This window comes from Acidimangrovimonas sediminis, assembly GCF_002871005.1.
GTDB lineage: Bacteria > Pseudomonadota > Alphaproteobacteria > Rhodobacterales > Rhodobacteraceae > Acidimangrovimonas > Acidimangrovimonas sediminis.
This window is the reverse complement of sequence record NZ_PHSN01000020.1, coordinates 1-21,635: the sequence shown is the minus strand read 5'-3', so window position 1 is coordinate 21,635 and position 21,635 is coordinate 1. Positions and strand designations below refer to the sequence as shown.

General features: G+C 68.0%; 23 protein-coding genes. 10 read left to right on the top strand and 13 right to left on the bottom strand.

Annotation, left to right across the window (positions count from 1 at the left end; all coding sequences use genetic code 11):
• Window positions 1–7: 7 nt before the first annotated feature.
• Entirely contained in the window at window positions 8–1,966 is a 1,959-nt protein-coding gene (acs, locus tag CVV76_RS17690; RefSeq protein ID WP_102226015.1) for an acetate--CoA ligase, read from the bottom strand.
• A 451-nt stretch (window positions 1,967–2,417) separates the two neighbouring features.
• Here acs and CVV76_RS17685 point away from each other — a divergent pair, with 451 nt between their 5' ends.
• Window positions 2,418–2,924, top strand: coding sequence for a HugZ family pyridoxamine 5'-phosphate oxidase (locus tag CVV76_RS17685; RefSeq protein ID WP_102226014.1), 507 nt, complete (start codon window positions 2,418–2,420; stop codon window positions 2,922–2,924).
• Window positions 2,925–3,016: 92 nt separating this feature from the next.
• Here CVV76_RS17685 and CVV76_RS17680 read toward each other — a convergent pair whose 3' ends face one another.
• On the bottom strand, window positions 3,017–5,311 hold the full coding sequence (locus CVV76_RS17680) for a glycosyl hydrolase family 28-related protein (protein ID WP_102226013.1): 2,295 nt from the start codon (window positions 5,309–5,311) through the stop codon (window positions 3,017–3,019).
• A 248-nt stretch (window positions 5,312–5,559) separates the two neighbouring features.
• Here CVV76_RS17680 and CVV76_RS17675 point away from each other — a divergent pair, with 248 nt between their 5' ends.
• The gene (locus tag CVV76_RS17675) at window positions 5,560–6,432 is read left to right on the top strand and encodes a CHAD domain-containing protein (protein WP_102226012.1); all 873 of its coding nucleotides are present in this window, start codon (window positions 5,560–5,562) and stop codon (window positions 6,430–6,432) included.
• A gap of 19 nt (window positions 6,433–6,451) precedes the next feature.
• Here CVV76_RS17675 and CVV76_RS17670 read toward each other — a convergent pair whose 3' ends face one another.
• Window positions 6,452–6,862: a DUF4864 domain-containing protein gene (locus CVV76_RS17670; protein WP_102226011.1), complete on the bottom strand. Its 411-nt coding sequence runs from the start codon at window positions 6,860–6,862 to the stop codon at window positions 6,452–6,454.
• A gap of 215 nt (window positions 6,863–7,077) precedes the next feature.
• A complete protein-coding gene (locus CVV76_RS17665; RefSeq protein WP_102226010.1) occupies window positions 7,078–7,536 on the bottom strand; it encodes a GatB/YqeY domain-containing protein in 459 nt (152 codons plus the stop codon).
• A gap of 196 nt (window positions 7,537–7,732) precedes the next feature.
• Here CVV76_RS17665 and carA point away from each other — a divergent pair, with 196 nt between their 5' ends.
• The 3 genes from carA to CVV76_RS17655 all read left to right on the top strand — a co-directional run bounded on the left by carA (window position 7,733) and on the right by CVV76_RS17655 (window position 10,970).
• Window positions 7,733–8,902: a glutamine-hydrolyzing carbamoyl-phosphate synthase small subunit gene (gene carA / locus CVV76_RS17660; RefSeq protein ID WP_102226009.1), complete on the top strand. Its 1,170-nt coding sequence runs from the start codon at window positions 7,733–7,735 to the stop codon at window positions 8,900–8,902.
• Window positions 8,903–8,990: 88 nt separating this feature from the next.
• Window positions 8,991–9,632 carry a GspE/PulE/PilB domain-containing protein gene (locus CVV76_RS25220; protein ID WP_199178643.1) on the top strand — a complete coding sequence of 214 codons (642 nt, stop codon included), beginning with the start codon at window positions 8,991–8,993 and terminating at the stop codon, window positions 9,630–9,632.
• Window positions 9,633–9,644: 12 nt separating this feature from the next.
• Complete coding sequence (locus CVV76_RS17655; RefSeq protein ID WP_199178642.1) at window positions 9,645–10,970, top strand: glycosyltransferase family 2 protein; 1,326 nt, start codon at window positions 9,645–9,647, stop codon at window positions 10,968–10,970.
• Here the strand turns inward: CVV76_RS17655 and CVV76_RS17650 are convergent.
• A complete protein-coding gene (locus tag CVV76_RS17650; protein WP_102226008.1) occupies window positions 10,967–11,623 on the bottom strand; it encodes a GntR family transcriptional regulator in 657 nt (218 codons plus the stop codon). The genes CVV76_RS17655 and CVV76_RS17650 overlap by 4 nt on opposite strands.
• 255 nt (window positions 11,624–11,878) lie before the next feature.
• Here CVV76_RS17650 and CVV76_RS17645 point away from each other — a divergent pair, with 255 nt between their 5' ends.
• The 3 genes from CVV76_RS17645 (at window position 11,879) to CVV76_RS17635 (ending at window position 14,227) form a co-directional block, all read left to right on the top strand.
• Complete coding sequence (locus CVV76_RS17645; protein ID WP_102226007.1) at window positions 11,879–12,559, top strand: pyrimidine 5'-nucleotidase; 681 nt, start codon at window positions 11,879–11,881, stop codon at window positions 12,557–12,559.
• A gap of 132 nt (window positions 12,560–12,691) precedes the next feature.
• On the top strand, window positions 12,692–12,919 hold the full coding sequence (locus CVV76_RS17640) for a hypothetical protein (protein WP_102226006.1): 228 nt from the start codon (window positions 12,692–12,694) through the stop codon (window positions 12,917–12,919).
• Between the two features lie 108 nt (window positions 12,920–13,027).
• On the top strand, window positions 13,028–14,227 hold the full coding sequence (locus CVV76_RS17635) for a UbiH/UbiF family hydroxylase (protein WP_102226005.1): 1,200 nt from the start codon (window positions 13,028–13,030) through the stop codon (window positions 14,225–14,227).
• Between the two features lie 66 nt (window positions 14,228–14,293).
• Here the strand turns inward: CVV76_RS17635 and CVV76_RS17630 are convergent, their stop codons facing one another.
• Complete coding sequence (locus CVV76_RS17630) at window positions 14,294–15,421, bottom strand: aminotransferase class V-fold PLP-dependent enzyme (protein WP_102226106.1); 1,128 nt, start codon at window positions 15,419–15,421, stop codon at window positions 14,294–14,296.
• 164 nt (window positions 15,422–15,585) lie between these two features.
• Between CVV76_RS17630 and CVV76_RS17625 the strand changes: the two genes are divergently transcribed.
• Complete coding sequence (locus tag CVV76_RS17625) at window positions 15,586–16,659, top strand: Hint domain-containing protein (protein WP_102226004.1); 1,074 nt, start codon at window positions 15,586–15,588, stop codon at window positions 16,657–16,659.
• Here the strand turns inward: CVV76_RS17625 and CVV76_RS17620 are convergent.
• Together CVV76_RS17620 and CVV76_RS17615 are read right to left on the bottom strand one after the other, a co-directional pair.
• Complete coding sequence (locus tag CVV76_RS17620; protein ID WP_102226003.1) at window positions 16,580–17,038, bottom strand: Lrp/AsnC family transcriptional regulator; 459 nt, start codon at window positions 17,036–17,038, stop codon at window positions 16,580–16,582. The two genes, CVV76_RS17625 and CVV76_RS17620, sit on opposite strands and share 80 nt — an antisense overlap.
• Window positions 17,035–17,493, bottom strand: a complete 459-nt coding sequence (locus tag CVV76_RS17615; protein WP_102226002.1) for an Lrp/AsnC family transcriptional regulator — start codon at window positions 17,491–17,493, stop codon at window positions 17,035–17,037. Before CVV76_RS17615 ends, CVV76_RS17620 begins: the two co-directional genes overlap by 4 nt.
• Window positions 17,494–17,620: 127 nt before the next feature.
• Between CVV76_RS17615 and ilvC the strand changes: the two genes are divergently transcribed.
• Window positions 17,621–18,643, top strand: coding sequence for a ketol-acid reductoisomerase (gene ilvC / locus CVV76_RS17610; RefSeq protein WP_102226001.1), 1,023 nt, complete (start codon window positions 17,621–17,623; stop codon window positions 18,641–18,643).
• 90 nt (window positions 18,644–18,733) lie between these two features.
• Here the strand turns inward: ilvC and CVV76_RS17605 are convergent, their stop codons facing one another.
• The 5 genes from CVV76_RS17605 to def (CVV76_RS17585) all read right to left on the bottom strand — a co-directional run bounded on the left by CVV76_RS17605 (window position 18,734) and on the right by def (CVV76_RS17585) (window position 21,543).
• Complete coding sequence (locus CVV76_RS17605) at window positions 18,734–18,970, bottom strand: GlsB/YeaQ/YmgE family stress response membrane protein (RefSeq protein ID WP_102226000.1); 237 nt, start codon at window positions 18,968–18,970, stop codon at window positions 18,734–18,736.
• Between the two features lie 156 nt (window positions 18,971–19,126).
• Window positions 19,127–20,023 (bottom strand): methionyl-tRNA formyltransferase, encoded by an 897-nt coding sequence (gene fmt / locus CVV76_RS17600; protein ID WP_102225999.1) that lies wholly within the window; start codon window positions 20,021–20,023, stop codon window positions 19,127–19,129.
• A gap of 13 nt (window positions 20,024–20,036) precedes the next feature.
• Complete coding sequence (def, locus tag CVV76_RS17595) at window positions 20,037–20,534, bottom strand: peptide deformylase (RefSeq protein ID WP_102225998.1); 498 nt, start codon at window positions 20,532–20,534, stop codon at window positions 20,037–20,039.
• A complete protein-coding gene (gene def / locus CVV76_RS17590; RefSeq protein ID WP_102225997.1) occupies window positions 20,531–21,025 on the bottom strand; it encodes a peptide deformylase in 495 nt (164 codons plus the stop codon). Before def (CVV76_RS17590) ends, def (CVV76_RS17595) begins: the two co-directional genes overlap by 4 nt.
• Window positions 21,022–21,543, bottom strand: coding sequence for a peptide deformylase (gene def / locus CVV76_RS17585; RefSeq protein WP_102226105.1), 522 nt, complete (start codon window positions 21,541–21,543; stop codon window positions 21,022–21,024). The genes def (CVV76_RS17590) and def (CVV76_RS17585) overlap by 4 nt, the downstream gene beginning before the upstream one ends.
• Window positions 21,544–21,635: the final 92 nt, after the last annotated feature.

The window sequence follows — 21,635 nt, the reverse complement described above, 5'->3', positions numbered from 1 at the left end:
TCACCTGTCATCCCCGATTCATCCGGTTCTCGATCAGATCGTCAACCACTGAAGGGTCTGCCAGCGTCGATGTGTCGCCCAGGGCGCCATAGTCGTTCTCGGCGATCTTGCGCAGGATCCGGCGCATGATCTTGCCCGAGCGCGTCTTGGGCAGGCCCGGGGCCCACTGGATCAGGTCGGGCTTGGCGATCGGGCCGATCTCGGTCCGGACCCAGGCCTCCAGTTCCTTCTTCAGGCCGTCCGACGGGTCGATCCCGTTCATCAGGGTGACATAGGCATAAATGCCCTGCCCCTTCACGCTGTGCGGATAGCCGACCACCGCGGCCTCGGCCACCTTGGCATGGGCGACGAGGGCCGATTCAACCTCGGCCGTGCCCATCCGGTGACCCGAAACGTTGATCACGTCGTCCACCCGGCCGGTGATCCAGTAATAGCCGTCGGCATCCCGGCGGCACCCGTCGCCCGAGAAGTAGTAGCCCTTGTACTGCTGGAAATAGGTCTCCTGGAACCGCTCGTGATCGCCCCAGACGGTGCGCATCTGCCCCGGCCAGCTTTCCTTGATGGCCAGCACGCCCTCGGCCTCGGTCTCGGTCAGCTCGTGGCCGTCGACGGCGTCCAGAACCACCGGCTGCACCCCGAAGAAGGGCTTGGTCGCCGATCCCGGCTTGGTCGCGATGGCGCCCGGAAGCGGCGTGATCATGTGCCCCCCGGTCTCGGTCTGCCACCAGGTGTCGACGATCGGGCAACGGCCGCGGCCGACATGCTCGTTGTACCAGTTCCAGGCCTCGGGGTTGATCGGCTCGCCCACCGTGCCCAGCAGGCGCAGCGTCGACAGGTCGTACTTGGCCACCCATTCGTCGCCCTGCCCCATCAGCGCACGGATCGCGGTGGGGGCGGTATAGAACTGATTCACCTTGTGCTTGTCGCAGATCGCCCAGAACCGGCCCGCATCCGGGTAGGTCGGCACGCCCTCGAACATCAGCGTGGTCGCGCCGTTCGCCAGCGGCCCGTAGACGATATAGCTGTGCCCGGTCACCCAGCCGACATCGGCCGAACACCAGAAGACGTCGCCGTCGTGGTAGTCGAAGGTGTATTCATGCGTCATCGCGGCATAGGCGAGGTAGCCGCCCGAGGTATGCACCACGCCCTTGGGCTTGCCGGTCGAGCCCGAGGTGTAGAGGATGAACAGCGGATCCTCGGCCTTCATCGGGCGGGCCGGGCAATCCGGTGCCGCGGTCGCCATCAGTGCCTTCACGTCGACGTCGCGCCCCTCGATCCACGTCGTCTGGTCGCCGGTATGCTTGACCACGAGGCAGCGCACCTTGTCCGAGCAGTGCAGAAGCGCGGCATCGGTGTTCGACTTCAGCGCGGTTTTGCGCCCGCCCCGCGGCGCGGTGTCCGAGGTGATCACCAGCTTGGCGCCGCAATCGTTGATCCGGTTCGCCAGCGCATCGGGAGAGAAGCCCGCGAACACCACCGAGTGAATCGCCCCGATCCGCGCGCAGGCCAGCATGGCATAGGCCGCCTCGGGGATCATCGGCATGTAGATCACCACGCGGTCGCCGCGCATCACGCCCTGGCTCAGAAGGACGTTGGCGAAACGGCAGACCTTCTCGTGCAGCTCGCGGTAGGTGATGTGCTGCGCCGGATCGGCGGGGCTGTCGGGCTCGAAGATGATCGCGGTCTGCTCGCCCCGCGTGGCGAGGTGCCTGTCGATGCAGTTCGCCGCGACGTTCAGCACGCCGTCCTCGAACCAGCGGATGTCGACCTTGCCGAACTCGAAGGTGGTGTTCTTCACCTTGGTGTAGGGTTCGATCCAGTCGAGCCGCTTGCCATGCTCGCCCCAGAACCCCTCGGGGTCGGCGACCGAGGCCTTGTACATTTCCTCGTAGCGGGCCGCGTCGATATGGGCGTGCTTGATGAATTCCTCAGGGGCGGCGAATGCCGCGTGTGCCTGATCCGTCATGGATGCCTCTCCTCTCCATCCGCGGCCCCTGGCGCGCGGTCTCTCCTCATGCTTCCGGGCGCGGAAGCCTCCATCCCGAAAGTCAGTGTAACGTCAAGTCAATCGTTAGGTAACCCTTTTCTAAATATGGATTTTTCTGTAAATTTCTTCACTTTCGAGTGGTAAATTCTGCAAACCTTCCGGCGATCCGCCGAAAATCATCCCCGATTCCAGCGCCTTAGCCCCATGCCTCGCACGCCCTTCGTGCCGTGCCGGCGGTTTTCACCGCCCCGGGCGCGCCGGGCGGCCCTGCCCGGGGCCATGGCGCCCCCTGGCACCTATGGTCGCACCCCTGCCGCCCTTCGGGCGATTCGGCGCCGCGCGGGCCTGCGGACGGGTGCGCAGGATCCGTTGAAGCCGCCCTCCCTTCAACCTAAAGTGTCGTTCGCCCCAAGCCAAAGTCAAATCCGCCATGACAGAGTCCGACCAAGACCGCCCTTCACCGATCCGCCCGACCGACGACGCGGCCCGCGCCCTGGCGCGCGATCTGTTGCAGGGCGCGACCTTCGCCGCCCTCGCCGTGACCGACCCGGCCAGCGGCGCGCCCTTCGTCAGCCGCATCGCGCTGGGGCTCGACCCGGAGGGGCTGCCGGTCACGCTGATCTCGACGCTGGCGGCCCATACCGCGGCGCTGAAGGCCGACCCGCGCTGCGCCCTGCTGATCGGCGAGCCGGGCCCTCGCGGCGATCCACTGACGCACCCGCGGCTGTCGCTTCAGGCCACCGCCCGGTTCATCCCGCGCGACGGGCCCGACCACGCCGCGCTCCGCGCGCATTACCTTGCCTCCCACCCCAAGGCAAAGCTCTACGCGGATTTCGCCGATTTCGGCTTCGTCGTGTTCGATCCGTCGGGCGCCGCCCTCAACGGCGGCTTCGGCCGCGCCTTTCATCTGACGCCCGCCGACCTGCTGCCGCGCTGAGACATGCGAAAGGGGGCGCCGTTTCCGACGCCCCCTGACCGCACTCCGCCGGCGGCCCCACACCGGCGAACCGCAACACCGCCCGACCGCCGTCAGCTTGGCGTATCGACCCGGATCGTGATCTGCACCTTGCCCTGCGCCGCCTGCGACCAGTTCACGGTGACGTCCTGCTTGTCCGCACCCTGCTCGATTTTGACATAGGGCCACTCGGTGAGGCGGTTGCCGCCTGCGTCCTTGATCGCGCTCTCGGCGACCAGCCCGACCACGTTGCGCGCCCGCCCGCCGAAGGGCATGTAGCCCTGCGTGCCGACCGTCCAGACCGACGCCGCGCTGTTCTGGCTGAACTCCAGGGTCACCGGGCTCATGGTCAGCTGGTTCACCGAATTGAAGCTGTTGCCCTGCACGATGATGTTGCGGAACCGGCCATAGTTCAGATCGGCAAAGGTGGTGTCGACCATCTCGACCCGGTCGATCGCCCCGTTCAGCGGCTTGAACACGTTGCCCTGCATGGAAAAGCCCTGCAGGTAATGATCGGCCCCGTAGGGCTTGATCACCATGAACCGGAACGCCGGGTTGACGTTGATGACGGTGAAGATGTTGCCTTCCACCGTCAGTCCGCCGAAGGAATAGCCCGAGGTGAAGTTGGGATCGACATCGTATTCGTTGGTCCACTCGATCGAGCAATCGTCGATGTAATTGCCGTTGATCGTTGTCTTGCAGTTCGACGCCGTCAGCACGATCCCGGCCCGGCGCACGCCGTCCTGCTCGTTGTCGCCGTGGAAGAAGTGGTTGCCCAGGATCAGGCTGCCGTTGCCGCCGATCACCGCGAAGAAGCCGAAGCGGACCACCCTGTTCTGCCGCAGCTTGATGTCGTTCGCGTTGGTGTTCAGCACGCCCGAGGTCCGGTCCTGCGCCGGGGTCGCCTGCTCGTTCGACAGGAACTGGCAATTGTCGATCATCATGCCCTGGTCACCCTCGCCGATCGAGGTGAGGCAGCGGTCCTTCGGCTTGTTGAAGAAGCAGTTGCCGACCTGGAAGATGATCCCGTCCGGCGCCATCATGATCGCGCTGGCATAGCCGTTCAGGTTGAACTCGATATCGTGCAGCTCGAACTTCGACAGCGCGGCGAAGTTGATCAGGTCGAGGACGTAGCGAAACCGGCTGAAGGTGTAGGTCCGCACGCCGCCCCCGCCGTAAAGCGGCTGGCTCAGCGTCACCGTGCCGGCACCGACGTTGCGGGCGGTGACGTAGATCTCGCGCCCCACGCCGCTGCCCTGCACGAGGCTGCCCACCTCGATCTGCGAGACATTCGCGACGCCCGTCAGCTTCTGCGGGTTCGAGGTGGCATAGGTGGCCTGCGAGGTCACCACCCGGGTGTCCCAGGCGGCCGAATCCTGCACGTCGAAGCTGCCGTTGCGCAGCACGCGGCGGATCTGGAAGGCCTGGCCGCTCAGCCCCGCAATCGCCGCCACGTCAAGCGGCGCGTCGATCGCAATCCGCCGCCCCGACAGGTCGAGCGTGGCGTGGTCGGTGAACGAGAACAGCGCCTGCAGCGCCTTCCTGAACCCCGTCAGCTCATCCCCGAAAGCGGCCTCGTAGGTGGCCAGATCGTAGTTGCGGGTCAGCGCGAGGTTGGCACTGTCGGGCATCGTCACCGTGCCCTCGAACCGGACCGGGCTTTCGAAGGTCACGTTGCCGCCAAGATAGTAGTTCCCCGAGGAAACCAGCACCGACCGGCCGTCGGCATCGGAATCCGCGGCCTCGAAGGCCGCAGTGTCGTCGGTCGTCCCGTCCCCCACGGCGCCATAGTCGCGCACGTCGACCCAATCCATCAGCTTGCGGGCGAAGACGTCGGTGGCGTCCTCGATCCGGATGTCGTCGATCCGGAGGGTGCCGCCGTTCGATCCGGTCAGGTCGAACCCGAAATGGCCGAAGACCGGCTTCGACCCCCAGACCATGTCGACACCCTCGCGGTTCCCCGCCCCGATGATCGCGCTGACCTCGACGACCTCGCCATAGGAGGTCAGCGCGACCGAGGGCCCGATCTGGTCGGCCGCGACCACGTTCTTGCCGCCGGCATCCCCGGCCCAGGCCGCGATGCGGACCGAGGGCAGGTTGCCCGCCACCGCCTTGATCCGCACGGTGACCCGCAGGTAAAGGCCCGGCACCAGGGGCGTGTTACCCATGTAGCGCATGCGCTGGGTCGTCTCGGTCTTCACCATCTCGACGCAGCCGCCGAAATCGGCATCGGCCGCTACCAGCGCCGCATTGGCCTGGCCGTCCCAGGTCGGCGTGCCCGGGGTTCCGTCGGTCCGGGACCAGAGGTTCAGCCCCGCGGCGAAGGCCGGCGGCATCAGCGCCAGCCCATCGGTGATCGTGATATCCATTCAGCTTACCCCATGTTTGGTCTTCTGCAGGCGGGGCCGGGGCGCGGAGGGCAAGGCGGGGCCGGGGCGGGGCACGGGATCCGCCCCCACCGCGCATGACGCCGCTCTGTCCATGAGATGCCAGCCCGACCGTCTGGCGCAAAAATGGCTAACAATCGCCGACTAACGTGTCGTTAACCCTGCGTCCGCGTCATGATTGCGTTACACTTGTCGGCAAAGCAGAAACGGTCACTTGGGTGGGGGACGCCATGGCCTACGCTTTCGACCGCGACGACGGTAAACTGGCACGCGGAACACGGCGCATCGCGACGGGGTTGATCCGCCCCGCGCTGGCCCTGATCGACGAGGGGCGCCCCCTCTCGGCCGAGGATATCCACAAGCTGCGCACCACGGTGAAGAAGCTGCGCGGGCTGATCCGGCTGGTGCGTCCGGGGCTTGCGACCGCCGACGAGGAGGACAAGGTGCTGCGCGATGCCGCCCGCGGCATCTCGGCGCCGCGCGACAGCGAGGTGATGCGCCAGACCCTCGAGGCGCTCGCCCCCGGTGACGCCCTGCCAACGCTGCGCGCGGCCCTCGACCGCGCCCATGCGGATGCCCACGGCCCCGGCGTGCTCGACACCGGGCTTGCTGCCTATCGCGCGGCGCTCCGGGATCTCGAAGATCGCGTGGCACGATGGAAACTGTCGGGCAAGGGCCGGCTGGTGCTGCAGGCCGGGGTGGCCGCCACCTTCGACCGCGCCCGCCGTGACTGGCACGCCGCACGCGCCTCGGGCGATGCCCACGCGATGCACGAGACCCGCAAGCGGATCAAGGCGCATGGCTATCAGGCGCGCCTGCTCGAACCGGTGTGGCCCGCGATGATGACCGCCCACCGCGCGGTCGTCGACCCGCTGGGCGAGACACTGGGCCAGATGAACGACCTCGCGGTCTTCGCGGCCCATGTCGAGTCGCTGGACCTGCCCGACCGCGAACGCGCACAGGCCCTCGCCCTTGCGCATGCCCGCTACGGCGAGCTTCGCGATATCGCCATTCCCGACGCCGACAAGCTCCTGTCCGAGGATGGCACCGCGCTGGCCGCGCGCTGGGGCGCGTGGTGGTCGCTATGGCGCAAGGAAGGCTGATCCCTCGCCGCCCCCGGCGTCAGACGCCCACACCCTGCGCCTGAACGGGCGTCACTGCGTCGATGCGCCAGCGGCCGTCGACCTCGACCATGTGGTAATCCCACAGGACGACACGCCCGTCAGCCCCGCGCACCATGAGCCGCTGCACCTCGTGCCCGCCCTCTGCATGATGGCCGAGAAAGCGCGTTTCCGCGGGGTCGAGCACGCTGGAATAGCCATGGGCGACCATTTCGCCGAACCGTGTCGGGCTGCCGAAGGCGGCCTGGATGTTGGGTGAGGCATAGCCGAACGCGCGGGCGTAATCCTGCGTGCGGAAGGCGGCGATCTGGTCGCTGATGACGGTCCGGATCGCCTGTCCGGGATCCTCGGCCCGGGCCGCGGGAGCAGCCAGCGCCGCCCCGGCAGCAAGCATCGTAAACAGGTGCCGCATCGCGGGTCTCCTCCCTCGCTGTCGCGTCCCTGCCCCCCTTGTGGCCGGACACTCCCGAAGGACCACCGGCCGAGTCTTCTCCCCACCGGGAAGCTAGCACACACGGCCGCTGAAACAAACCGCAACATGAGCGTGAGGCATCAAACCGCCGGACGGACCGGCGCCGCATCACCGCGGCTGGGGCGCCGGCCTGCGGGCCGCGCCCTGCCGATGGATCAGCCCAGCCGGTCCTTGACCGCCGGGCCGACGGTCGCGAAATCCATCTGGCCGGTATACTTGGCCTTCAGCGCACCCATCACCTTGCCCATGTCGCGGATCGATTCCGCCCCGGTCTCGGCGATCGCCGCGTCGATCGCGGCAGAGGCCTCCGTCTCGGACAGCTGGCGCGGCAGGAACCCCTCGATAACCTCGATCTCGGCGCGCTCCTTCTCGGCCAGTTCCAGCCGACCGCCCTCCTCATAGGCGCGCGCGCTTTCCTGCCGCTGCTTCACCATGCGGCCCAGGATCGCCAGGATCTCGGCATCGCCGACCCCGTGGTCGGCACCCTCGCCGCGCAGCGCGATGTCCTTGTCCTTGATCGCGGCATTGATCAGCCGCAGGGTCGAGAGGCGCTCGGCCTCCTTGTTCTTCATCGCGCTCTTGAGCGCCGTGGAAATCCGGTCTTGCAGGCTCATCGGGAAGACTTGTCCTCGGGTCTGACGGCCCCGTTTGGGGGCAAGCCGCAAAGATAAAGCGCCGCGGCGCTCGACACAACCTATACCTTCGCGACAAACCCATTGAAAACAAACGGGATTTCATTTAACCGCTGGACCTTGACCCTGCCAGCGCCTCCCCTTAGTTTGCCCCGGATTTAAGCCCGGGAGTCGCCCAATGCCCGCCAGCCAGCCGCAATCCGCACCGCATCCGACCGCCTGCCTCGCCCTGGCAGACGGCACGATCTTCTACGGCAAGGGGTTCGGCGCGACCGGCGTGACGGTTGCCGAACTTTGTTTCAACACCGCGATGACCGGGTATCAGGAGATCATGACCGATCCCTCCTACGCCGGACAGGTGGTGACCTTCACCTTCCCTCACATCGGCAACACCGGCGTCAACGAAGAAGACGACGAGACCGCGAACCCGGTCGCCGACGGCATGGTGGTGAAGTGGGACCCGACCGAGCCGTCGAACTGGCGCGCCGCGGGCGACCTCGTCGACTGGCTGCGCCGCAAGGGCCGGATCGGCATCGGCGGCATCGACACCCGGCGCCTGACCCGCGCGATCCGCCAGCAGGGCGCGCCGCATGTCGCCCTCGCCCACGATCCCGACGGCAATTTCGACCTCGAGGCGCTTGTGGCCAAGGCCCGCGGCTGGAAGGGCCTCGTGGGCCTAGATCTGGCCAAGGACGTGACCTGCGCCCAAAGCTACCGCTGGGACGAGATGCGGTGGGCTTGGCCGGACGGCTACAAGAAGCGCGAGGGCGAGGGGCTGAAGGTGGTCGCCATCGACTACGGCGCGAAACGCAACATCCTGCGCTGCCTCGCCTCGGCCGGCTGCGACGTCACCGTCCTGCCCGCCACAGCCACCGCCGAGGACGTGCTGGCGCTGAACCCCGAGGGGGTGTTCCTCTCGAACGGCCCGGGCGACCCGGCAGCGACCGGCGAATATGCTGTGCCCGCGATCAAGGGCGTGCTGGCGGCTGACATCCCGGTCTTCGGTATCTGTCTCGGCCACCAGATGCTGGCGCTGGCGCTTGGTGCCCGCACGGTCAAGATGAACCACGGCCACCACGGCGCGAACCATCCCGTGAAGGACCAGGAGACCGGCAAGGTCGAGATCACCTCGATGAACCACGGCTTCACCGTGGACAGCCAGACCCTGCCCGAGGGCGTGATGGAAACCCATGTCAGCCTGTTCGACGGATCGAACTGCGGCATCCGCATGGCCGACAAGCCCGTGTTCAGCGTGCAATATCACCCCGAGGCGAGCCCCGGCCCGCAGGACAGCTATTACCTGTTCGATCGTTTCGCCGAGGCAATGCGCGCCCGCCGCGCCGGCTGACATTCGGCGCCCCGCCGCTTGCGGGGTGCTGTTAACCGATCCTTAAGCAAGGACACCCATGCTGGCCCCATGGCCGGAAGGGTGCACGATGGATCCCAAGTTGAGACAGGCTGCCGGGGCGCACATGCCGCTGGCAAGGCCCCCGCGGCAGGGACCGCGGGGCCTTCTTGACCTGCTCGTCGCCCGTGGCGCCCTGCAGCCCGCCGCGGCGGCCGAGGTCCTCGCGCTGGCCGCGCGGCAGGACACCCGCCTTGCCGATATCCTCTCCGCCCGCGACCTCGTCGACGAGGCGGTGCTGCTCGACGCACAGGCGGAGCTTTTCGGAACCCAGGTCGTCGATCTGCGCATCACGCCGCCCGACCCCCGGCTGATCGACAGCCTCGGCGCCCACAGGTGCATGGCCGAGGGGCTGGCGCCATGGCGCCGGGCGGGCGGGGTGGTGGTGATCGCGACCGCACGCCCCGAATTGTTCGAACGCCACCGCGCGGAGCTGACCGCCCTCTTCGGCCCCGTGGCGATGGCCGTCGCCGCCGAATCCGCACTGACCGAGGCGGTCATGGCATTGCGCGCGCCCGCGCTCGCCCGGCGCGCCGAAACCCGCGTCGCCCCCGCGGAAAGCTGTCGCCCCAGGCGCACTCGCCGCATCGGCCTGCGCCTCGCCGCCGCCGCGGCGGGGGTGCCCCTGATGCTGAGCTTCCCCGAAATCGTCCTGGCAGCGATGACGATCTGAGCCGCGCTGACCATGGTCGCGCTGATGGGCCTCAAGGCCGCCGCCGCAATCGCCATGCTGACCCGGGGCGACCGGGCAGCGGCGCAGCCCCCCCTCGCACCGATGCCGCAGATCGCCCGCCTGCCGTGCGTCTCGGTCCTCGTCCCGCTGTTCGACGAGCCCGACATCGCCCCCCACCTGATCCGGCGGCTGGGGCAGGTCGATTATCCCCGCGAGCTTCTGGATATCATCCTCGTGGTGGAGGAGGAGGATACCGCCACCCGCATCGCGCTGGCCGGTCACCGCCTGCCGCGGTGGATGCGCGTGGCCGTCGCCCCGGAAGGCACGCTGAAGACCAAACCGCGCGCGCTGAATTTCGCGCTCGATCTCTGCCGCGGATCGATCGTCGGGGTCTGGGATGCCGAGGACGCCCCGGACCGCGACCAGATCCAGAAGGTGGTGCGCCAGTTCCACGACCGCGGATCGGAGGTCGCCTGCCTGCAAGGGCGGCTCGACTACTACAACCCGCGGACCAACTGGATGTCGCGCTGCTTCACCGTGGAATACGCGGTCTGGTTCCGCCTCGTCCTGCCGGGGCTGCAACGGCTGGGCCTGCCGATCCCGCTGGGCGGCACCACGCTTTTCTTCCGCCGCCCCGCGCTCGAGGCGCTCGGCGGCTGGGACGCCCACAACGTGACCGAGGACGCCGACCTTGGCATCCGGCTAGCCCGCCACGGCTACCGGACGGAGGTGATCGACACCGAAACCCTCGAAGAGGCCAACTGCCGGGTCGTGCCGTGGATCCGCCAGCGCTCGCGCTGGATCAAGGGGTACATGATGACATGGGCGGTGCACATGCGCAGCCCCCGCAAGACCCTGCGGCAGATGGGGTGGCGCCGCTTCCTGGGCTTTCAGGTGCTGTTCGCGGGAACGCTGTCGCAGCAGCTTCTGGCGCCGCTCCTCTGGACATACTGGCTTCTGTTCCTCGGCCTCTGGCACCCGCTCGACGCTTTCCCGGCCTGGACCGGCTTCGCCCTGGCCACGGTGTTCCTTGGCACCGAAGCGGTCAACCTCGCCCTCGGGCTGATCGCCGTCGCGGGAAAGCGGCACAGGTTCCTGATGCCATGGGTCCCGACGCTGACCTTCTACTTCCCCCTCGCCGCGCTGGCCGCCTACAAGGCGATCTGGGAACTCGCCGCACGCCCCTTCTTCTGGGACAAGACGAAACACGGCCTCTACGACGATACCCGGTCCGCCCCCCGCAGCGCGCCCCCGACGGCTTCCGCCCCGCCCAGCCGCCGCCACACCGGAACAGGCGCGCCCCCCGCGTCGCCTGCCCAAGGCCTGAACCGGCCCTAGCGGTTGCGTACCGGCAATTCCCCGGCGTCCAGCTTCAGCCGCGTCTCGAACGCCTTCGAGATATGGTGACGCAGATGCCGCGCTGCCTCGTCCTCGTCACGCGCGGCGATCGCCGCGACCACCGCGTCATGCTCGTCCAGCGCGACCTCCTCGCGCCCTTCGGCCGAGAAGGAGGTGGTGGCAAGCAGCGCCATCGACCGATGCACCAGGTCGAGTTGCTGCACCAGGAACCGGTTGTGCGAGGCCAGGTGGATCTGCTTGTGAAAGCGCCGGTTCGCCCGGCTGAGCGCCTGCGCATCCCCCATCAGCCGCCGGTCCGCCGCGGCCATGTCCTTCAGCACGCGGATCTCCTCGTCGCTGGCATGGCGCGCGGCCAGCCGGGCGGCGAGCGACTCGAGCTCGGTCCTGACTGCGTAAAGCTCGGCCAGCTGGTTGTGGTCCAGCGAGGCCACGATCAGGCTGCGTCCGTCGCGGGTCAGCATCGACTGGGTCTCGAGCCGCTGCAACGCCTCGCGGATCGGGGTCCGCGACACGCCGAAGCGTTCGGCCAGCTCGGATTCCACCAGCCGGTCTCCGGGCCGGTACAGCCCCGAGTCGATCGCTTCGAGGATCAGCGAATAGGCGTCCTTCTGGACGGGCTTGAGGTCCTGCATCTCTTCGTCCTCCCGCCCCTGGCCGGGCGATCCCGAAAGCCTAGACCTGCCCCGCCCCGCCTTCAAGCCTGCCCCGCCTTCAGGCCCACCCGGGTGGGCGCGCGAAAGGACGTGGCCGGGCGGCAGACCGCCCTCCCCGCACACGGGAAGCCTTCTGCCAGGCACCAAGGCCCCGCCCTCCCCGCGCCCCGCCCGCCGCCTGCGACCTCTGGCCGCCCCTTGCCCATGCCCCTCCGCGCGCCTAGTTTCGCGGCCATGACAGCGCCACCGCCCCCTCTCGGCTCGCACGCCGCACAGTTTGCCCATGTCCGCGCCTGGGTCTTCGACCTCGACAACACGCTCTACCCGCCCGAGGCCCGCCTCTTCGACCAGATCGAGGTGAAGATGACCGCCTGGGTAATGAACACGCTGCGCGTCGACCGGGCCGAGGCGGACCGCCTTCGCAAGCATTACTGGGCGACCTACGGCACCACGCTGGCCGGGCTGATGCAGGAACACGGGGTCGACCCGGGCCCCTACCTGACGGAAGTGCACGACATCTCTCTCGACCATCTGGAGCGCGACGACCTGCTGGCGGCGCATATCCGCGCCCTGCCCGGCACCCGCATCGTCTACACCAACGGCTCCGCCCCCTATGCCGAACGGGTGCTGGAGGCGCGCGGCCTCGGCAACCTGTTCGACGCCGTCTTCGGGGTGGAACATGCCGGGTTCCGCCCCAAGCCCGAGCGGGACGCCTTCGAGACGGTCTTCGCCCGGGCGGAAATCGCCCCCGATCGCGGCGCGATGTTCGAGGACGACCCGCGCAACCTTGCCGCGCCGCATGCGATGGGGATGCAGACGATTCTCGTGGCCCCGGCTCCGGTCCCCGTGCCGCACATCCATCATCACACCGACGACCTGCGCAGCTTTCTCGGGGCGCTCTCGGCAAATCCCTGAAGACACGGCCATCTTCCGGAGGACAGGCTTGGCCGGGCCGCGGCATTCCGTCGCGCCCCGCCTCCTGACGTTTCCGTGATCTTAACGTGACCGCTATAGCGGGCGGCGAGATCGTGAACAGGAGATCCATCCATGATGACCGCGGCCCTCAAACGCACCTTCTTCGCCCTGCCGATCCTGGGATGGATCGCCAGCGACATCGCGCACAGGGGGCATGAGAACATCTGGTACGCGATCGGCGGCGCGGTAAGCCTCGTGGCGATCGCGACGATGATGTTCGGCGTGGTCGCGCTGTCGATGACCGCGCTCGCCCTTGTTCCCGTGATGATGATCACCCTGATCGCCATCACCAACGGGTGACGCTTCGCCGCTTTCCCCGCTCTGCCCTCCCGGGCTAGACTTGGCTCGAGAATAGATTTGGCCCGAGAGAAGACTTGGCTGAGACGAAGCCCGGAACGGAAGGCGGCGATGGAACGCATCAGCACTGACATCCTGGTGTCCGGCGGCGGTGTCGCCGGGCTGACGGCCGCGGCGGCCTTCGGCGCGGCGGGTCATTCCGTGATTTGCGTCGACCCCGCGCCGCCCGTCACCGACGAGACGGCCGAGGGTGCGGACCTGCGCACCACGGCCTTCCTCCAGCCCTCGATCCCCGTGCTGCAGGCCGCGGGGCTGTGGCAGGCGCTGGAGCCCCACGCGGCCCCCCTGCAGATCATGCGCATCGTCGATGCCGGCGGCGCCGAGCCGGAACCGCGCATCGTCAAGGATTTCGACGCCTCCGACATCTCGGACCAGCCCTTTGGCTGGAACCTTCCCAACTGGCTTTTGCGGCGCGAGATGGTGGCGCGGCTTGCAGAGATGCCGAATGTCGATTTCCGGCCCGGCACTGCGACCCGGGCCGTGCTGACCCGCGAGAGCGCCGCACTGGTGACGTTGTCGGACGGCAGCCGCGTCTCGGCCAGGTTGCTGATCGGCGCGGACGGGCGCAATTCGGCGGTACGCGAGGCGTTGCAGATCCCGGTTCGTACGACGCGCTATGGCCAGAAGGCGCTTGCCTTCGCGGTGACGCACCCGATCCCGCATGAAAGCGTCTCGACCGAGATCCACCGCTCGGGCGGCCCCTTCACCCTGGTGCCGCTGCCCGATCGCGGCGGGCTGCCCTGCTCGGCCGTCGTCTGGATGGAACGCGGGCCCGAGGCGCTTCGCCTCGCCGCCCTGCCCGAACCCGCGTTCGAGGCCGCGATGTCGGAACGCTCATGCCATCTGTTCGGGCCGCTCAGGCTTGCCAGCCGCCGCACGGTCTGGCCGATCATTTCCCAGCTGGCGGCGCGGATGGCGGGCGAACGCACCGCCCTGATCGCCGAGGCGGCGCATGTGGTGCCCCCGATCGGGGCGCAGGGGCTGAACATGAGCCTGGCCGATCTTCGCGTGCTGCTCGAACTCGCCGAAGCCGCGCCGGCCGAGCTTGGCACGCCTAAGATGCTGGAGGCCTACCACCGCCGCCGCCACGCCGAGGTTCTGGCACGGGTGACGGGGATCGACGCGCTGAACCGGGCCTCGATGCTCGGGGCACAGGGCCTGCGCGACCTGCGGGCCGGGGCGCTCAACACGCTTTATTCCGTCGCACCGGTGCGCAGGACGCTGATGCGTGCAGGCCTGGGGGTCAGCTGACGGCGCAATCGCCCGCGGGCCGTGACGCCGGGCCCGCGAGGAGAAGCGAAGCGCCTGACGAGTACGTCAGAGCACCTGATCGACGGCCTTCTTCAGCCGCGCAAGCGTGCCTTCGACATCGGTCAGCTTGTCGAGACCGAAAAGCCCGAGGCGGAAGGTCCGGAACCCCTCCGGCTCATCGCATTGCAGCGGCACGCCGGCCGCTATCTGCAAGCCCTTCGCAGCGAATTTCTTGCCGTTCTGGATGTCCGGATCGTCGGTATAGCTGACCACCACGCCCGGCGCGCCGAACCCGTCAGCCGCGACCGAGGTGACCCCCTTCGCCGCCAGCATCCGCCGCACGCCGTTGCCCAGCGCCCATTGCGCATCCTTCAGCTTGGCAAAGCCGATCTCGCGCGTCTCGGCCATGGCGTCACGGAACCCCAGAAGCGCATCGGTCGGCAGCGTCGCATGATAGGCATGCCCGCCGCCCTCGTAGGCCTCCATGATCGACAGCCACTTCTTGAGGTCCAGCACGAAAGACGTACTCTCCGTCGTCTCGATCCGGGCCCGCGCCCGGTCGGACAGCATGACAAGCCCCGCCGAGGGCGAGGCCGACCAGCCCTTTTGCGGCGCCGAGATCAGCACGTCGACGCCGACCTCCTTCATGTCGACCCAGACGGCACCCGAGGCCACACAGTCCAGAACGAACAGCGCGCCCACGTCATGCGCGGCCTCGGCCAGCGCGGACAGGTAGGCATCGGTCAGGATGATGCCCGCGGCGGTTTCCACGTGCGGCGCGAAAACCACGTCGGGCTTCACGTCGTGGATCTTCGCCACCACCTCCTCGATCGGCGCGGGGGCGAAGGGGGCCTTGGTGTCGTTGCCGTCCTGCCGGGCCTTCATCACCGTGGTCTCGGCGGCAAACCCGCCGGCCTCGAAGATCTGCGTCCAGCGATAGGAGAACCAGCCGTTGCGCACCACCAGCGCGTTGCGCCCCGAGGCGAATTGCCGGGCCACCGCCTCCATCGCGGCACTGCCGCCGCCCGGGACCAGCGCCACCGAGGCCGCGTTGTAGACCTCCTTGAGCATTTCCGAGATGTCGCGCATCACCTGCTGGAACTTCGCCGACATGTGGTTGAGCGAGCGGTCGGTGAAGACGACCGAGAATTCCTGAAGACCGTCGGGGTCGACGTCAGGACGCAAGCCGGGCATGAGCCTCTCCATTTGGTTCCTGCACGAGGTGTAGCCCGCCACCTGCTGCACGACCACCCCCGGCGGCGCTCGGAGGCCCAGAAATGTGCCGTGGGCGCCGCGCTTAACCCGGCCTTAGGGACATCGGGCCTAAGCTCCGCCGGCTCTCAACAGGCCCCGGGATCATGGCAGATCAAACCCTCAACATCTTCTCGCTGTCGGATATTTCCACGAGCGACGCCGCCGGCTTCTCCAACAACGGGGGCTATCAGTTCGTGCTGGGCACCGACACGGTGACGATCGCCCCCGGGGCGCTGTCGCAGGCGATCACCATCGCCGACGCGACCGACGCCACGTTCGACGACGACACCGGCACCGCGCAGGTCCTTGCCACGGGGATCAGCCTGAACGGGCTGGATTATACCGCCGGCACGGTGATCGAGCAGGAATACAGCCTGAGGGTCGAAGACAGCAGCGGCACGCAATACACGCTGCTTTTCGTGTCCATGGCCGAAGACGCCTACAACATACAGGGTTTCGTCGCCCAGGACGTGATGCCCCCCACCGGCGAGGCGCTGACCATCATCGGACATGCCGACAATCAGGCCGGCCTCTACCCCTATGCCAACTCGGCCCCCTCGTGCTTTGCCGCCGGCACCCGCATCGCCATTCCCGGCGGCTGGGCCGAGGTGCGTCACCTGCGCCCCGGTCAGGCGATCTGCCTGGCGGGCGGCGGCACGGCGCCGGTGCGCCTGGTGCTTCACAGCAGCGCCGACGCGGGCGGTAACCCGGCGCGGCGGCCCGTCCGCTTGCGCGCAGGCGCCCTCGGCCCCGGATGCCCGGCGCGCGACCTCGTGCTGTCGCCCCAGCACCGGGTCTGGGTCGACGATATCGGCGCGCTCGTTCCCGCGCGCGCCCTCACCTGTCTGCCCCGGATCGGGCCTCTGCGCGCAGCCGGAAGGATCGACTATGTCCACATCGTTCTGGCCCGGCACGCCGTGATCCTCGCCGAGGGGGTGCCCTGCGAAAGCTTCTGGCCGGGGAAGATGGCGATGGGAGCAATGACCCCGGCGCAACGCCTCCGGATCCGCCGGGCCATGGGCCCTGTCCCGTGCGCCGCTGCGCCCTTCCTCACGATGCGCACGGCGCAGGAGGCCCTTCGCGCGGCCTGGCCGCGGGTCAGCCAAGCGGACCCGGCAGCCGTTCCTCGCTCAGCAGGACATTGGCATCCACCTGCCCGATCCCCGGTAGCGTCATGATCCGGCGCCGCAGTACACGCTCGAAATCGGCAAGGTCCCGCGCCACGACCCGGAGGCGGTAGTCGTAGGCCCCGAGGATATACTGCACCACCTGCACTTCGGGGACCGCCGTCACCGCGCGTTCGAATTCCTCGAGGCTGACCCGCCCCTTGGTGGCAAGCTTCACCCCCAGGAAGACGGTCACGCCGAACCCGAGCGCCTCGCGATCCAGGTCCAGCCGCCGGGTACGGATCGCCCCCGCCTCGGTCAGCCGCTTCAGCCGCCGCCACGCCGCGGGCTGCGACAGGCCGAAGCGCCGGCCCAGCTCCCCCGCCGACAGCGTGGCATCCCCCACCAGCGCCCGCAGGAACGCGCGATCCAGATCGTCGAGCGCGATCACAGCGGCAACCCCTCGTTCGCCTTGATGATCGAGACATGCATCAGCGCCTCGATATCCGCGATATGCGGCAGCGCGAGGATCCGCTCGCGGTACACCTCCTGGTAATGCGCCATGTCGCGCGCCACGAGGTTGATGCGCAGATCGACCTGGCCAAGGAAGGTCTGGATCTCGATCACCTCGGGGATCTGCCGGGCGCCCGCGATCAGCTCCTCAAACGCGCGCGGCTGGGTCTTGTCCAGCGTCACCCGCAGGGACACCTCCACCTCGTATCCGAGCGCCCGCCAGTCGATCACCGCCTGCTGCCCCTTCAGCACCCCGCGCTCGCGCAGCTTCTCAAGCCGCCGCCAGCAGGTCGCCGCGGTCACCCCCGCGCGCGCCGCCAGCTCGGGGGTCGACAGGTCGGGTTCGGCCATCAATTGCCGCAGGATGCGACGGTCCGTATCGTCGAGACGCATGATATTTCCGACATTCACATAATTTCAGAATGATCCTTGCGCACTTTTAACAAAATTATCGAACTTTGCACGGGCAATCACAGGCTTTTCCCTATGCTGCCCCACAACGCACACCAAGGAGGAAAAGATGCGCGTCTATTACGATCGTGATTGCGACATCAACCTGATCAAGGACAAGAAGGTTGCAATCCTCGGCTATGGCAGCCAGGGCCACGCCCATGCGCTCAACCTGCGCGATTCGGGTGCCAAGAACCTCGTGATCGCGCTGCGCGAAGGCTCCCCCTCGGCAGCGAAGGCCGAGGCCGAGGGCCTCAAGGTGATGGGCATCGCCGAGGCCGCGGCCTGGTGCGACCTGATCATGTTCACCATGCCCGACGAGCTTCAGGCCGATACCTACAAGAAATACGTCCACGACAACCTCAAGGAAGGTTCGGCCATCGCGTTTGCGCACGGCCTGAACGTGCACTTCGGCCTGATCGAACCGAAGCCCGGCGTCGACGTCATCATGATGGCCCCCAAGGGTCCGGGCCACACCGTGCGCGGCGAATACGTCAAGGGCGGCGGCGTGCCCTGCCTCGTGGCGGTTCACAACGACGCCTCGGGCAAGGCCATGGAGATCGGCCTGTCCTACTGCTCCGCCATCGGCGGTGGCCGCTCGGGCGTGATCGAGACGAACTTCCGTCAGGAATGCGAAACCGACCTGTTCGGTGAGCAGGCGGTTCTCTGCGGCGGCCTCGTCGAGCTCATCCGCATGGGCTTCGAGACGCTGGTCGAAGCGGGCTACGAGCCCGAGATGGCCTATTTCGAGTGCCTGCATGAGGTGAAGCTGATCGTCGACCTGATCTACGAGGGCGGCATCGCGAACATGAACTACTCGATCTCGAACACCGCCGAATACGGCGAGTACGTTTCGGGCCCGCGCATCCTGCCCTACGACGAGACCAAGGCGCGGATGAAGGCGGTTCTGGAAGACATCCAGTCGGGCCGCTTCGTGTCGAACTTCATGGCCGAGAACGCCGTGGGTCAGCCCTACTTCAAGGCCACCCGCCGCCGCAACGACGAGCACCAGATCGAGGCCGTGGGCGAAAAGCTTCGCGCCATGATGCCGTGGATCTCGGCCGGCCGCATGGTCGACAAGGCCAAGAACTGACGGCCGTTCACTTGCATTCCCCGTCAGGCCGGGACACCGGCTCTGACCGACTTGGGGGCGTCCTTCGGGGCGCCCCTCTTCTTATCCGCCTCAGCGCCCGGCCAGCGCCTGCCAAATCCCGATCAGCACGGCGGCCCCGATGACCGCCCCGATCAGCGCGGCCAGAAGGCCGAGGAACACGAGGAACAGTTTCAGAAGCAATCCGCCTATCACCGCGCCGACGATGCCGATCACGATGGTCAGCACGGGGCCGGTGCGCAGGTTCATCATCCGCGTTGCGACATAGCCCGCCGCCGCGCCGATGATCACGAGATAGATCAGGAACATGCTGTCTCCTTTGACGAAAGGCGCGGGTCAACCCGCGCACGGAACCCGCGCTTCCCGCCAAGGCTAAGCGCAGATCGCGCGCGCGTCCAATGGGGATCGAACCGGGGGCGGGGCGCCCGGCCACGGACAACGGCCGCCGCGGACACGGGGGGTGCGTCAGGAAAGACGTTCGGGCAAGTGCCAGCCGCGCAGAATCTCATCGGCGGGCATCGGGCGCTTGCCCTCGCGCTGCGCCTGCGTCACCTCGATCGCGCCGGTGCCGCAGGCGATCGTCAGGTTCGAGAGCACCTCGCCCGGCGCCCCTTCCCCCGCCACCACGCGGCAACGCAACAGCTTCAGCCGCTCTCCGGCGGCCTCGCACCATGCGCCCGGAAAGGGCGAGAGACCGCGCACGAGGCGGCAGACCTCTTCCGCGGGGCGCGTGAAATCAAGCCGCGCCTCGGCCTTGTCGATCTTGGACGCGTAGGTCACGCCCTCCTCCGGCTGCACCTCGGGCACCAGCCCCTCCAGCCGGTCGAGCGCCTCGACGATGGCCACGGCGCCCATCGCGGACAGCCGGTCGTGCAGGTCGGCGGTGGTTTCCTCCGCCCCGATCGGGGTGGCGCGCCGCAGCAGCACGGGCCCGGTATCCAGCCCCGCCTCCATCTGCATGATGCACACGCCGGTTTCGGTATCGCCCGCCATGATCGCCCGGTGAATCGGCGCCGCCCCGCGCCAGCGCGGCAGAAGCGAGGCGTGGATGTTCAGGCAGCCGTGGCGCGGGGCATCCAGCACCGGTTGCGGCAGGATCAGGCCATAGGCCACGACCACCGCCACATCGGCGTCAAGCGCCGCGAATTCCGCCTGCGCCTCGGGCGTGCGAAGGCTTTTGGGATGCCGCACCGGCAGACCCAGCGCTTCGGCCTTGGCCTGCACCGGGGTCGGGCGATCCTTCTTGCCGCGGCCCGCGGCGCGCGGCGGCTGGCAGTAGACGCAGACCACCTCGTGCCGCTCGGCCAGCGATTCGAGCACGGGGACGGAGAAGTCGGGCGTCCCCATGAAGACGATGCGCATCAGCCTCTCCTCCTCAGCCCTTGGCCATCTTGCCCGCGCGCTTCACCAGCCGCTCGCGCTTCAGCTTGGACAGCCGGTCGAAATACATCTTGCCCTGCAGGTGGTCGATCTGGTGCTGCACCGAGGTCGCCCAGAGGCCCACGAAATCGCGCTCCTCGACCTCGCCAGCCTCGTTGAGGAACCGCACCGTCACCGCGCGCGGCCGCTCGACGACAGCAGAGACGCCGGGAAGGTTCGGACTTGCCTCCTCATGCTCGCGCAGCTGGACGGAGGCATGCAGGACCTGTGGGTTGGCCATCTTCACCGCCTGCCCGCGCTTCTCGGAACAATCGACGACGGCCAGCGCCTGCATCACCCCGATCTGCGGCCCGGCAAGGCCGTAGCCCGGCATCGCGTCCATCGTCTCCACCATGTCGGCCCAGATCGCGCGGATCTCTTCGGTCACGGCCTCCACCGGGGCGGCGGCGGTGCGCAGGCGCTTGTCGGGCCAGGGAACGAAGGGGCGGATCATGGGGAATAGCCTTCCTCGGCGGCGGCGCGGGCCTCGGGGTCGAGGCGGTGGAAGGTGACGATGCCGTCGAGATGATCGAACTCGTGCTGCACGATGCGCGCTGCGGGGCCGTCGAACCATTCGTCTCGCGCCGCGCCGTCGATCCCGGTCCAGCGCATGCGTACCCGGGCGGGGCGGGTAACCCGCGCGGTGACGCCGGGGATCGACAGGCAGACTTCGTCCATCGCCACCGTCTCGTCCGACCCGGCCACGATTGCCGGGTTGATCACGATCCGGGGCGCGGGCCGGCCGTCGCGCCAGGTCGCGTCCATCACGAAAAGCCGGAACATCGCCCCCACCTGCGGCCCTGCAAGCCCCCGGCCCGGCGCGTCGTACATGGTTTCCAGCATGTCCTCGGCGAGGGAGCGGATCCCGTCATCCACGGTCGCCACCGGGTTGCAGCGGCGCGACAGGCGCGGGTCAGGCCAGGTGACGATGGGCAGAAGGCTCACAAACGGGCCTTCTCGCGCTTGAGCTTGACCATCTTGCGGGTGATCATCTGACGCTTCAGCGGCTTGAGGTAGTCGATGAACAACTTTCCATCGAGGTGGTCGATCTCGTGCTGGACGCAGGTCGCCCAGAGACCCGCGAACTCCTCTTCGTGGGTCTTGCCGTCGAGGCCGGTCCATTCCACCCGCACCTCGGCGGGGCGCTCGACCTCGGCATATTGATCGGGGATCGAGAGACAGCCTTCCTCGTAGGTGCTGCGATCCTCGGACGACCAGGTGATCCGGGGGTTGATCAGCACCATCGGGCGCGGGCTGACCTCCGGGTCCTTGACGCAATCCATGACCAGCAGGCGCGACATGACACCCACCTGCGGCGCGGCCAGGCCGATGCCGGGCGCGTCGTACATGGTTTCAAGCATGTCCTCGGCCAGCTTGCCCACCTCGGGGGTGATGGCGCCGACGGGGTCGGTCACCTTCTTCAGGCGCGGGTCGGGATGGATCAGGATCGTCTTGAGGCTCATGGCCCGGATGTAGGCGATCGCGATGCCTCGCGCAACGGGGGAGAGGGCGGCAAAGCGCCGGTCCGGCGCCTTACGAGAGAGGGGTGCACGCG